The organism is Bacteroidales bacterium (assembly GCA_012517825.1).
Lineage (GTDB): Bacteria > Bacteroidota > Bacteroidia > Bacteroidales > JAAYUG01 > JAAYUG01.
The window spans coordinates 1-12,893 of sequence record JAAYUG010000064.1 but is presented as its reverse complement, the minus strand read 5'-3'; the positions used below and the strand labels follow the sequence as shown (position 1 = coordinate 12,893).

Annotated in this window: 9 protein-coding genes and 1 rRNA gene; 2 read left to right on the top strand and 8 right to left on the bottom strand. The window is 44.0% G+C overall.

Translation table 11 applies throughout. The features are described from left to right. Together GX419_04185 and GX419_04180 are read right to left on the bottom strand one after the other, a co-directional pair. Nucleotides 1-1,248 carry an anion transporter gene (locus tag GX419_04185; protein NLI23889.1) on the bottom strand — a complete coding sequence of 416 codons (1,248 nt, stop codon included), beginning with the start codon at nt 1,246-1,248 and terminating at the stop codon, nt 1-3. Continuing rightward, complete coding sequence (locus GX419_04180) at nt 1,245-2,381, bottom strand: DUF1343 domain-containing protein (GenBank protein NLI23888.1); 1,137 nt, start codon at nt 2,379-2,381, stop codon at nt 1,245-1,247. Before GX419_04180 ends, GX419_04185 begins: the two co-directional genes overlap by 4 nt. A gap of 197 nt (nt 2,382-2,578) precedes the next feature. On the opposite strand from GX419_04180, the gene GX419_04175 reads away from it, so the two are divergent. After that, a complete protein-coding gene (locus GX419_04175; GenBank protein ID NLI23887.1) occupies nt 2,579-3,823 on the top strand; it encodes an ABC transporter permease in 1,245 nt (414 codons plus the stop codon). A 19-nt stretch (nt 3,824-3,842) separates the two neighbouring features. Here GX419_04175 and GX419_04170 read toward each other — a convergent pair whose 3' ends face one another. From GX419_04170 to GX419_04160, 3 genes are all read right to left on the bottom strand, one after another. Further along, on the bottom strand, nt 3,843-6,689 hold the full coding sequence (locus tag GX419_04170; protein NLI23886.1) for a carbohydrate-binding protein: 2,847 nt from the start codon (nt 6,687-6,689) through the stop codon (nt 3,843-3,845). A 444-nt stretch (nt 6,690-7,133) separates the two neighbouring features. Continuing rightward, entirely contained in the window at nt 7,134-7,706 is a 573-nt protein-coding gene (locus GX419_04165; protein NLI23885.1) for a hypothetical protein, read from the bottom strand. Nucleotides 7,707-7,914: 208 nt separating this feature from the next. Further along, nucleotides 7,915-8,433 carry a T9SS type A sorting domain-containing protein gene (locus GX419_04160; GenBank protein ID NLI23884.1) on the bottom strand — a complete coding sequence of 173 codons (519 nt, stop codon included), beginning with the start codon at nt 8,431-8,433 and terminating at the stop codon, nt 7,915-7,917. A 153-nt stretch (nt 8,434-8,586) separates the two neighbouring features. On the opposite strand from GX419_04160, the gene GX419_04155 reads away from it, so the two are divergent. Beyond that, complete coding sequence (locus GX419_04155; GenBank protein ID NLI23883.1) at nt 8,587-9,192, top strand: CoA pyrophosphatase; 606 nt, start codon at nt 8,587-8,589, stop codon at nt 9,190-9,192. 37 nt (nt 9,193-9,229) lie between these two features. Here the strand turns inward: GX419_04155 and GX419_04150 are convergent, their stop codons facing one another. From GX419_04150 to rrf, 3 genes are all read right to left on the bottom strand, one after another. Beyond that, nucleotides 9,230-10,657 (bottom strand): transporter substrate-binding domain-containing protein, encoded by a 1,428-nt coding sequence (locus GX419_04150; GenBank protein ID NLI23882.1) that lies wholly within the window; start codon nt 10,655-10,657, stop codon nt 9,230-9,232. A 28-nt stretch (nt 10,658-10,685) separates the two neighbouring features. After that, nucleotides 10,686-12,572 (bottom strand): putative porin, encoded by a 1,887-nt coding sequence (locus GX419_04145; GenBank protein NLI23881.1) that lies wholly within the window; start codon nt 12,570-12,572, stop codon nt 10,686-10,688. A gap of 201 nt (nt 12,573-12,773) precedes the next feature. Continuing rightward, nucleotides 12,774-12,886: ribosomal RNA gene (gene rrf, locus GX419_04140) — 5S ribosomal RNA — on the bottom strand. Between the last annotated feature and the right edge of the window lie 7 nt (nt 12,887-12,893).

Here is a 12,893-nt window from a genome sequence, read left to right as displayed (position 1 = left end):
CTATCCGATGCTTTGCTGAAGCCAGAGAATCAGGATGGAAAGCCCCAGGGTCAGGAGGGTTGTTATGATACCTGCCTTGAAAAACTCGCGAAAACCAATGACAACTTTTTCCCGCCCGGCAGACTCAATGACTATGAGATTGGCCATTGCCCCTATAATGGTGGCATTACCGGCCAGGGTAGAAGCTGAAGCCAGACTCAGCCAGAGTATATCATTCGCCATACCGGCTTTCATCAGAGGAAGCATCATAACGGTATAAGGTACGTTGCTGACGATCTGCGAAAGCAGCAGGCTCAATCCATGCAGTGCCGCTATTCCCTTCAAATCGGGTTCAATTACCTTCTGCTGCAAAAAGGGATCCATCAGTCCCGTCCTGACAGCCCCTTCCACAACAATAAACAAGGAAGCAAAAAACAGCAAAAGCACCCAGTCAACATTTTTAACAACCGTCGAAGGCCTGATCTTCCCGAAAATCAGAACGAGAGAAGCTCCCCCAAGTGCAATAACCGGTATGGATAAATGAAGTGTCCGGCTAAAGAAAAAGAGAACAACAACCCCCAGGAATATTGGCACTGAAAATTTCATGGAGGCATACTGATACTGGAAATCATTTCCGTTAAAATGCATAGGCACCCTGTTTCTGAAACTGGCAGGATACAGCAATCTCATGACGAGGATGATCACAACCATACTCAGCAGAGAAACCGGTAAAAGTTTCAGCAGAAACGTACCATAAGGAATGCCTGAATTCATGCCGATGAGCATATTCTGGGGATTTCCGGTAATGGTCATGGCACTGCCCGCATTGGAAGCAAGAATTTCGGCTATGAGATACGGTACAGGATTAACCTGCGATGAACGGCAAATAGCTATGATCACAGGAGTAAAAAGCAAAACTACTGCATCATTCACCAAAAAAGCACTGGCGAGACCCGTAACAAAAACAACAATAATCAGCAAACGCTGCTGGGTTTTGCTCCAGGAAATCGTTTTGCTGGCAATAAGCGAAAAAAAGCCGTCGAGCTGAAGTGTGGTAATAATAATCATCATACCAAGGAGCAGGGCAATGGTATTAAAGTCAATTGCCTTTATCGCCTCATCGAAGGGAAGAATTCCGGTCAGGATCATGGCCACAGCCCCGAAAAAAGCTGCTGATGGCCGGTCAACGTTGATTTTCGGTAACCGGGTAAAAATAATCCCTATGTAGGTGAGAACAAAAATGATGAATGCTATCGTCCTCGGATTCATGGGTAGAGAAGGTATTTTTTTCTGATTTCTTTAAATTTTGTCAGCCCCGGGAGCCAGCTTTTCCTGATATCCTCTTCTGAAAGCCGGTTTTTTATCTGCTCGCGCAGGGCAGAAGTTCCGGCCAGAAGATCGAAAAAGGAATTAAAAAATCGGTTCTTATCAGGAAATCTCTCATAGGCATCGAATAAAAAATCAAGGATAAGCTCTTTCTTATCCAGGAGGGCAATTGTATTATAATTCCGGAGATCGGTTCCGCAGCATATTTTCCCGGCATAAGGGGGATGGAGGCTCATACCCGGCATGCTGCGGGGAATAAAGTGAAAGGAACATCCCTGCATTGAGGGGTGGCCGTATACCTGAAACGGAAACGGAGTGCCGCGTCCTACACTGACAGCCGTTCCTTCAAAGAAGGCCAGGGAGGGGTACAAATAGACCGAGCGCATGTCAACCAGATTGGGTGAAGGCTTTACCGGCAGATGGTATAATGAATCGTGGGAATACCCCGTGCAGGGAATAACGGTAAGTGTACAATGCAGAGAATCCCTGAGCCAATGTTCACCATTCACCATCAGGGCGTATTCACCAATGGTCATTCCATAAACCACAGGAACCGGATGCAGCCCAACAAACGACCGGAAAGCCGGTTCCAGCACCGGCCCGTCAATGTAAAACCCGTTCGGATTGGGACGGTCCAGTACAAGCAAAGGAATGTTGTTTTCTGCGCAGGCTTCCATCATATAAGAAAGGGTGGAAAGATAGGTGTAAAACCGCACGCCGACATCCTGTACATCAAATACAACTAAATCAATTCCGCTCAGATCGGCAGGTGAAGGTTTAACTTTTTTCCCGTAAAGTGAAATTACAGGGAGTCCGGTCTTTGCATCACGGCCAGCCGGTACTTTTGCCCCGGCATCAAGATCTCCCCTGAATCCATGCTCCGGTGTAAATACCTTCTTTACATCCAGGCCGCTCAGAAGAAAAGTGTCCAACAGGTGGGTCACTCCTATCAGCGAAGTATGATTGGCCACCAGCGCAATCTTTTTTCCGTCCAGCAGATGAAAATAAGCCTGAGTTCTGCATGCTCCCGGAACAATTTGTCCCTTTGCTGCAGTTACTGCCATAAAAATGGCCATTGCCTGTATAATCTGCCTTCTGCGCACAGCCCCGAAATTTACAATTTGTTTTCTCAATTGTGAAATACAAAATACCAAACATCCTGAAAAAGAGATATTCACATAGAAATTGTATCCTGATTTTTCAAAGGTTAGTCCTTCTCCGACAACCTGATTCCGTTTTGAATTGTTACATTTGCCAACGGACGTTCCTGAAAATGAATACAGAGTTTTTCATTGCCCGCCGCCTTATAAAAGACAGGGAAAGCCGCAAACAGCTCTCCCGGTCCATCGTGCGCATTGCCGTAATTGGCATTGCTCTCGGCCTTGCCGTAATGATAGTCACCGTGGCTACTGTAACGGCTTTCAAAAAGGAGATCCGCAGCAAGGTAATTGGCTTTGCCGCGCATATTCAGATCTTGAATTTCGATTCCAATCTTTCATACGAAACACAGCCTATCAGCAGGAATCAGCCTTTCCTGGGAGAACTTCAGAATATGCCCGGCATCCGGCATGTGGAAGTTTTTGCTCTTAAACCCGGCATTATTAAAACAAAAAACGACATACAGGGAATTGTCCTCAAAGGCATTGATCATGATTACGACTGGACGTTTTTCAGAAAATACCTGAAAGAAGGCACCATCATACAGCCTGGCGATACCTTGCCATCCGACAAGATTCTGATATCGGCTTATGTTGCGCGGCTTCTCAGGCTAAAAACAGGAGATCCTGTTCTGATGTACTTCGTTCAGGACCCACCCCGCATGCGCCGTTTTGTCATTGCAGGCATCTATGAGACGGGGCTGGAGGAATTCGACAAATTATACGCAGTTGTCGATATCCGGCACATTCAGAAGCTGAACGACTGGACTCCCGATCAGGTGAGCGGCTTTGAAATCTACATCGACCGTTTCGACGATATCAACCTGATGAAATACCGTGTACGGGACCAGGTAGGTTATGAAGTTCATGATCAGGGCGATAATCTGAAAGTTGTTGGCATAACCGACAAATATCCGCAGATTTTTGACTGGCTTGGCCTGTTCGATATCAATGTCACCATCATCATCATATTAATGCTTGCAGTTGCAGGCATCAATATGGTTTCAGGACTTCTGATTCTCATCCTGGAACGCACCAACATGATTGGCATTCTGAAAGCCATGGGCACAGAAAATCTTCGTATTAGACGTTTGTTCCTGTATCTTTCCGGATTTTTGATCGTAAGGGGGCTATTCTGGGGGAACCTGATAGGACTTACATTGTGCACCGTCCAGTACGTTGGCAAATTTATCAAACTTGACCCCTCGGCCTATTTTCTAACCTATGTGCCTATCAGTTTTGAATGGGGCTACTTCCTTCTGCTCAACATAGGAACCCTGATAGCTATTCTTGCCATGCTCCTGATTCCTTCCATGATTATTGCCCGCATCAGCCCCGATAAGACAATCCGGTTTAATTAAAAGTTTATAGTTTTGTAAATCAATTGATTATTGTTAATTTCTCGTAATAAACCTGTCGGTTTGTACTTATCTTAATCAGAAAAAAGGAACTGCGGCTTGCAAACTCTGTCACCGGAAGTTTAACGGATTCAGCCCCCGGGGAGGTGACTGAATAAACAAGACGGCCGGTGCAGTCAAAAACCTGAACCGATTGAATCGCATCCCGGCCTGGAAAAGATACCCTGCATTCACCGACTGCCGGATTAGGATACAGCACAGGACGAGAAACCGGATGTTCTGCAACAGCTGAAGGCTCGTATAAAAGCACATCAACATAATTAATATTGAACAGGCTGGTTTTCATAATAAGGCGCATAACCTGCTCTCCTTTATGTAAAAAAAAGGGAGAGCTTCTCACCGTCTTCCAGGTTTGCCAGCTTCCGGTCGGAGTAAAAGATACGGTTCCCGTTGAGACCGGGCCTGAAGAAAAAAAAAGCTCAACTCCCCCCTGTGCACTTTGAGCAGCCACCCTGAATTCAGCAATATAATCGCAGGCTGAATCAACCACGACCGTGTATTCCAACCATTCATCCTTTTCAACCCATCCGATATTATATCCGCCTTCACTGCAGGTTTCTATGTCCACCCCCTCCGTCCGATACTTGCCTCCATTATTGGAAGCATCCTTATCATAATATGCTTCATCTCCGCATCCGACATCAAAATTTTCGGCTTCAATCCTTCCGGGGATATGCACGGGCACATTCTCCCATGCTGTTCGAATGCAAGGAATCACTTCGATGAAACAGGTATCGGTTATGGTACTGTCAGCATATGATACGGCAGATACAAATGTATTTCCTGCTTTTTTTCCGGTCAAAACCCCTTCTGCATTGATTTCTGCTATAGATGTGTCGGCCACAACCCATTTTACGAACCTGTTACATACCGTTGCCGGGTAAACAGTAGCCTCAAGAGTAACCGAGGACGTCTGTTTCAGGCTTACTGAATCCTTCGAAAGAACAATGCTGTCGGGAGAAACGTTTTCATCGCATTCTTCCCCTATGAAATGGGAGAGCAATTTAACGTATGCTGACTGATAATAGATGGCCGGTTCAGTAATTTCCCAGGAATTGGCCGGCCAACCGTCATTAAATTCGAGAAAGCATTTCTGAGGGGGTTGATTTTTCAAAGAAGTCAGATTCCCTCCATAATCTTTGTTAGGGCCTCCCGGCACATAACCCGGAGCAGGATTTCCTGCCAGAGAGGTGCCGAAACGATACCAGGCATGGTAAATTTTCATCACGGAACGTTCAGCCCCGTAACTTCCCATATTGCTCAGGTAAACCATATTGAACGGGTTCACCCCGTGAAAGTAGTGCAGAATATTCAATGCGCGGTTCTTGTATCGTTGATGGTTAGCCGAATCGAGCCGGTAGTCGATAAAGTCCATGTTGGTATTTCCAATGCATGCCCTTGGGTTGAGACTTCCCCAATGGTAGGAAGAAAGAGGTACCCAGGCATTGTATAAATCTTCCCCAGGGAAAAAGATGGCTGAGGTTTTTCCCATGCTGGTTTTGCGCGCAAGAATAGCGTTTTTAACCGTCAGATCAGCTCCCGGCAGGGTGGTGTAAAGCAGTAAAGCATCACCCTCCGGCCCGTCGTACATACTCCATGTAACATCATAAAATGGCCGTGTTTTGGTATAATTTGCCTTAACTGCATCATGGTATTTGCTTTCTCCCGTAAGAATGTACAAATAAACACCCGAAACAACCTCTGCCCTGTCCTGATGGGCAAGATCCCAGTCGGCATCGCCCGATTTGATGGTACCATCATCACAGGAGGCACTTCTCGGATTTGACTTATACCAGTTCCATGCTTTTACAGCTCGGTTTTTCAGATCTTGCGCAAAAGATTCCCAGCCGGGAATTTTGGAAAATACAATGCCGGCATGGGCAAACATTCCGGCTGCTGCTATGCTGGACGAGGAACATTTTGGACCATAGTATCTTGGACGGGTATCAGTACTCAATGGCCAGGCATCATTGTAATCGATGTTTCCCATCTTTATATGAACCCCTCCGTCGGATGTGTCCTGCATCCGCATCATCCACTCCATTTCAAAACGAATTTCGTCGAGTATATCAGGGATTCCGTTACCTGACTCAGGAATGTTGGTAGCATCGGTAAAAACTCCGGGATTGAGCTCATAGGCTGTCAGTAACTGATGAATAGGCTGATGGCAGAAAGTAACATACTTGTTTACATCGCCGGCATCCATCCAGCCGCCACGCATATCCCTGAATTTGGAAGAATTATTCCTGTCGTTAACATCGCGTGTCACGGTATCCTGCAGAAACCAGGGTCCTTCCGTCCATGCACTGCCTGCATGCATTGCTTCTTTCCGGGTAAACTCCCGTTGGTAGTAAAACATACGGGTAGCAGCAGCAAGTACTTCCCTGTAAACATCCGAACCAATGCGGAACGGGTAAGACCGGACCCCTTTTTCAACATCATAAATATAATATTCTCCCGGTGTGGTCACCGGCGAAAAATCAAACCACCAGCCCCTGTCGCCCGAAGTAGCATCTGTTTTGCCACCATTCCATACAACAGGGGTACCTCTATAAACAACGGAATCAGTATTCCATACCCGAACCTGGTAATTTTTCCCGGGAATAAATTCATCCTGGGCATTAAATCCCTGCTGAGGATCAACCAGCACTGCAGTTTTCTGATCAAAACAACGGTAACCGAACTGATCAACAACAATGTACGTGCTGACAGGCATATTGTTGGCTCCGGAATTTCCCTGTGCAATTACTCCAACCAGTCCAAAATTGCTAATAAGGACCGTCACGAAAAACCGAAAGAATAACTTCATGATACCACTTTTTACTTACAAGAAAGAACCGGAGCTATTATTTGTAGCAAAAAATTTTACTAAAATATGGACCAACCTATTCAACTACCGCTTTAACCAAAATTTTCTGCCTTGCTTTGAATATTATGCATAATATGCGCTCACAGCCCATTTCACTTCGTTTCAAAGAGATTAACCCGGATGGGAATTCTACTGACTAACCCTTTATGCTTTAATTCAATTTCACCTCTAATGCGTAATCCGGGCTTAATCCTACGTAACAGGTAAAAAAATCATTATCAACCCCAATTTGATGCGCTCGACACATTTACTTTATAACCTGAGGTAAAGATAGCAACTCTGCCGTTGAATGCCTGAATAATTGCATCGAGGTAAATTGTTTTACGGGCAAAAAATCTATAAATACACTGATTACATTCCCTGCTCACTAATTCGACATTCTGATTAGTAAGGGTTGACTACGATGAAAGAAAACCTCGTATTTACATTTAATTCATTTTTAAAACAAATTACCTCAATTTTCTTGTCATTTAAGGCTTTATAATGACAAGTAAACGGTACTACATCAAGAGGATAGGTTGTATTGTATGGGGTAATTGAAATTATCAGTTTATCATTGTTAATACCAGAAGTACTATTCCATGTTATGTAATATATACCAGGGACCATTGTCTCTTTTGACACTATAAAATTTCCGGAACCAGCCAGAACCGTACCATCCGAATCGATAAGCCCATAGGCAACGATTCCATTATCGGATCGTTCAGCCCTTAAAGCATAGGGTACGCTCAGGATTTTACTTATTGATGAAATGGTATAATTTCCTGTGTTAGCAGGATCAATTTCCGTTTTAATGTAAAATGTATTCCCGCTCCAGGGTATTGTATCAAATCTTCCGGATACAGGGGTACCCCCGCCAACCATGAGAGAAAATAAACCATTTTCATTTGTGGTTGTCTCATGAGTTTCGGTATAAACAGGGAAGAACGTAAGCTGCGGAGGATTACCAAAAGCCATATAATAGCCTATACTTATCCTGATTTTAACAGGTGAGTTTTTGATGAGTTCATTGGTGCTGTTGCGAACAACTGCCTGATAACTAAAACTCTGAGGAACCTGACAAAACAATGATGCATTGAACAGGAAAAAAAATAATACAAAAAGATGCTTGCTTTTCATAACGATGCAGATTTATTTAATCAATATAAATGGAATCCAAAAGGAACTAGTGTTTAATAATTTTAAAAACTTTAACTTCCTTACCATTATCTAAGACTTTGAGAAAATAACTGCCTGCACTATACTTACCGAAAGGCAGAATCGTCTCTTCTCCATTGATTCTCAACTTTTTGATTAACCGGCCATTGGCATCGTATAATTGGACCAATATGTTTTCAAAGGAAAAGTGACCAATCCGCAGAACAAGATTTTCATCCACAGGATTAGGATAAACCAGGTAATTTAGGTGCATCAGACTGGATTCGTCGATGCCGGTTACCACATAAATCTCAAATGGAATCTGAATCCCCTGTAATGCACTCCCCCCGGTACCTGAGGCTTCGGTATAAAAAACCTGGCCGAGACTAAAACTTACTGACCCTCCTGAACCATTAATGGTTCCTCCAGAAGAAAGAATTACCTGTTGAGACCAGAGCAAACCGGAAAAACAGAAAAAACACATAGAATACATCACCAAACGAACGAAGAAAGCTATCTTTACAGGGAATTGAATGGTGTTCCTCATAAGAAAATGGTTATTAAAATTTACTAATTATGAGCTTCATGTATTCCATAAAATCTGCTTTTAATATAAAGCTCCATATGGAATCTACATTAATTTGACTTAGTTACAACCAGATCTCAAAGATAGAAAATTAAGAACGTCCGACAAATGTTTTTGAGCAAACTTGAAAAGAAACTAAAAGAAGAATTGCCCGGTTTAAAAGCCCAGGTACTGATGGCGCCGGAAAAACGTCCTTTCCTTGCTGCTCCGGGCAAGCCGGTTCCTGCAGCTGTATTGATTCTGCTCTTTCAACGGGATGAGGAATGGTACACCGTGTTTATCAAACGGAATGACTATGATGGTCCTCACGGAGGACAGATAAGCCTGCCAGGCGGCCGTATGGAGCGTTATGACAGTTCGTTGCAGGAAACTGCCTTAAGGGAAACTCAGGAAGAGCTTGGCATCCCTTCCGGCCGTATTCGCATTCTCGGAAATCTTACCCCTCTGCACATTCCGGCAAGCAATTATATGGTCCATCCTTTTGTGGGTGAATATAAAGGAATCCCTTCCTGGCAACCCGATATTGCTGAGGTAAAATATGTTATTGAAGCCCGGTTATCCCAACTACTTGATGAAAAAAACGTAAAATTCAAAAAGATCTTCTCGGGAGATAATGCATGGAATGCTCCGTTTTATGATATGAACGGAGAAGAAATATGGGGGGCAACTGCTATGATAATGAGTGAGTTTGTTGAAATAATCCGATCTGTTGAATTTTAGACCCTCCAGTTGTCCGGACCCCGCAACCGTTGCAGGCCTACTTCTCCAGACTGGCAATGATATTGCTGTAATGATGGTACAGGTGCAGCACATCTTTTACATATTGCACGGCCAGATCTCCTTTGCAGGCACCATTTTTTACCACGGGATCAAGATAATACCTGGGATACTTTTTCTGAATCAGAAAATACTCCACGTTGTCCCATTTTTTTGGGTCCTGTCCGTACTTTTCTGCCAGACGCTGGGCATCCCATACGTGGCCTAATCCAATATTGTATGCGGCAAGTATGAATTTTATCCTGTCATCTTTCGGTATAGAGGGGTCAAATTGCTGATCAAGATAGGCGATCAGCTTTATGCCCGCCTCAATGTTTTTTTCAGGTGAAGCCAGCGTATCAATTCCAAACTGGTCAAGAACACTGGGCATCAACTGCATTAAACCATACGCTCCCGCCCATGAACGGGCGTTAGGATTAAAATGTGATTCCTGATAAATGAGTGAGGCTAAAAGGGTCCAGTCCCAGTTGATCTGAGCGCTATACTTCTGAATGAGTTCATCATACTGTGAAATTCTTCCTGTTCGCAGAACAAAGTATTCGTTGTTCACAATGGATGAAGTACGGGCGTTATCAAAATATTTGCGATAAATTACTGAAAAACGCGTGGTTCTGGTAAAACTGCCAAGCCAGGAATTGAGAATACCGAGAAGCTCAGGAGAATCTTTCCGCGCCGCCCATGCGAGGTTCTGCTCCAGACTTACCGGAACACTATAGTCAAGGTTGGGATAATACATGGCTGCCACACGGGCAATGTTTTCGTCACATACAGTATAATCTATATCTCCCCTGGCTACCTGCTCCACCAAATCTTCGGATGTGGAGGGAACTTCCTTGATTTTGATACCTGCACCGGTTTCCTCGGAAAGATTCCGCAACCGGTCAGTATAAGATGAACCCTTTTGCACATAAATCAGCTTATGGGCAAGGGCTGCCGGTGTTTTTACAAATTCCGGTGTAGCAAGAACCATTCCTGAATTACCTGATATTCCGGGTTTTCTCTGTACAAGAACCTGGCGGGTACTGGTTATGGGAACTGAAAAACTTACCACTTTCATTCGCTCATTGGTAACGGTAAGATTCATCGCAATCACGTCTGCTTCGCCTGTATTGAGCATGTGAATGGCCTCATGAATATCATTCTGAACAATAACCTGTATGGGAAGGCCGATATGGTTTGAAAATTCCTGAAGCAATTCGTACTGGTAGCCTAAAGGCTGACCTTTGTAAATAAAATAGTTCATTGAATTGAAATCCGTAATAGCAATAAGCCTGCCTCTGTTCCTTATCTGCTCATAATCGAAATTATGGACAACCTGTTTTTTTTCTGTTCTGTGACAGGTTGTGAGCAAAGGGAAAAAGACAAATACGGTAAATAAAATAAAAACAATATAACTTCCTCTTTTCATAAGTTCTGATTAGGTTAACAATAGCCTGTTAATCGTAAAACGACCAGGAAATGCCATACGTAAAAACAGCGCCCTGCATTGGATAATGCCACGCCGTAAAGTAGGTTCTGGGCAACAGGCCAGCAGTTATGTGTTCATATTTCAGCATGATACGGGTACGTTTCAGCTTGAAATTAAGAAACACATCTGCAAAGGGATAGTTTCCGATCTTGTGCAGACGCTGAACGAAAAACTGCCCGGTTGCGGGATTAAATCCATCGGCAAAGTATGAGGTAAAATAGTATACATCAAATCCAAGGTTTGCTATTAAAACATTTTTAACCAGGATTTGTTCAAATGCCGTAGTATTTCTTATTGCCACGGCAGGAATGTTCACAAGGGTACTTCCGCTCTGCTGGAAAGCAAGCTCTGTTATGGTACGGAACTTCCATACGTTCAGGCAGGCTTTGGCCATCAGACTGTTTATAATAAAACTCCCCTTATCCTGAGCAGGCATGGAATCGGTAAAATACAGGTAATTCTGAATCCACCTCGTGTCTCCGGTCAACGTAATCAAAGGCATTTCCAGGCGCGCCTGCACCCAGGTAATGCTTTGCCTGGCGGGATCATTGCCGGAAGCCGGAAAATCCCAGCGGACATTGTTCCCGTAATACTGTCTGTAATAGAAATCAGGTGTTACAGCTTTTCTTCCGCCTTCTGCCAGAAGATTCACCTTTCTGACGGAAGTAAGCATCTGAGCCTTAAGCTCGTAGTCAAAGGCATTATAGCCAGCCAGGTAGTACTTTCCGGAAAATACCCATGTAAGAATTTTTCCGGCAGAGCTTATCATCGAGGCATTGATTCCAAGGTTATAGCTGTTCCGCCGGCGGTCATTGACAGGATAACTCATCAATTCATTAAATACACCGGCATAACCACGAAAACGGAACCAGGCTGACGGACTGTCATGAAGTTCAAGCTGTAACTGATGATAAAACTTCCGGGAAAAAACCTGATCATGGGTAAAGGCTGTTGTATCATAGAAATGCCTGAAATAGGCACTGTCAGTTCGTGTATCACCAAAACCGGACAATTTCGTAAGGGAAGAAACGTCAAAATTTCTCGTAAATGCATCAAAACCAATGGTATAATGCAGGGTGGAAAAATAAGTATCTTTTTTCTGCACGGTTGAATCAGCCGTTTTCGTCCATGGGAATTTCCCGAAATGCAAACCCTGGGTTACCATCAGCCCTGTATGCTGGTATTTTGAAGTTGCATAGTTGAGAAAAACAGGAGCATAGGTAAGAGTTCCCTGTTCCGGAACTGTATCGGCGATGATGCCGCCGTTTTCCTGAAGCGACATCGAATTAACCGCCAGAACACCCTTTACTTCGTACCTGTCAGATATATAGTTTGTTGTAAAGGCAAAAGCATTATCCCTGGCTTTCTGGTTCGGATATTGGCCAATGGAAGAAACCAATGAGTATCTGAGAGCAAAGTTGAATTTTGGATTGACATTCTGTGTATGCACTGCCTGAAGAACCTGCTGCTGGGAAGTCATAGGCCCGCCGGAACAATAGGTAAGCAGTGTAAAAGGTTTTCTGGTTCTATAATAATATGCGCGTGAAGGAAGTTCCATGTAGGGTTCCAGTGAGGAGAAAAAAGAAACGACACTGGATTCAGCACGTTCAGGAAACCATGCGCTTTGTACGTGTGTTCCTGGATTCCCGGCATATACGGATGGGAAATAATGCCTCAGAGCGGGATTAAACATTTGAAAACGGGGAAGGGAAGTATCAATTTCGGCCTGGGTTCGTTGAGTAAAATCCCGGGTAAGAGAAAAAGCCATTACCACACCTGAGGTATCGGTTCCCTTCTGGGAATGAAGGGATATCAGGGGGAAGATGAGGAAGATATGTAGGATAAAAAACCGCATAAAAACCATGACAAAGGTAGGCTATCTGAACCGGGAAGCAATCTGTAAATAGCTGATTTTTAACTATTTTTATAAACAATTTCCTGTTAATAACCCGGGTAGTCAGGGGAATGGTTTTATTGCAGGTCAGGGTAATCAGGCTGGGAAATGAAAAGAAGAGAGGGTGTCAAAAATCTGAGTTTTTGAACACCCTCTCTGAAAGATCGGCGACGACCTACTCTCCCGCATTGTAGTGCAGTACCATCGGCGCTGATGGGCTTAACTTCTCTGTTCGGAATGGGAAGAGGTGGTACCCCATCGCTATAGTCACCTAAAGTCTTT

What these genes read in the sequence shown, in the direction of transcription:
- GX419_04185 (NLI23889.1), bottom strand. Translation starts at nt 1,248, where the DNA reads ATGAATCCGAGGACGATAGCATTCATCATTTTTGTTCTCACCTACATA.
- GX419_04180 (NLI23888.1), bottom strand. Translation starts at nt 2,381, where the DNA reads ATGGCCATTTTTATGGCAGTAACTGCAGCAAAGGGACAAATTGTTCCG.
- GX419_04175 (NLI23887.1), top strand. Translation starts at nt 2,579, where the DNA reads ATGAATACAGAGTTTTTCATTGCCCGCCGCCTTATAAAAGACAGGGAA.
- GX419_04170 (NLI23886.1), bottom strand. Translation starts at nt 6,689, where the DNA reads ATGAAGTTATTCTTTCGGTTTTTCGTGACGGTCCTTATTAGCAATTTT.
- GX419_04165 (NLI23885.1), bottom strand. Translation starts at nt 7,706, where the DNA reads ATGGCTTTTGGTAATCCTCCGCAGCTTACGTTCTTCCCTGTTTATACC.
- GX419_04160 (NLI23884.1), bottom strand. Translation starts at nt 8,433, where the DNA reads ATGAGGAACACCATTCAATTCCCTGTAAAGATAGCTTTCTTCGTTCGT.
- GX419_04150 (NLI23882.1), bottom strand. Translation starts at nt 10,657, where the DNA reads ATGAAAAGAGGAAGTTATATTGTTTTTATTTTATTTACCGTATTTGTC.
- GX419_04145 (NLI23881.1), bottom strand. Translation starts at nt 12,572, where the DNA reads ATGCGGTTTTTTATCCTACATATCTTCCTCATCTTCCCCCTGATATCC.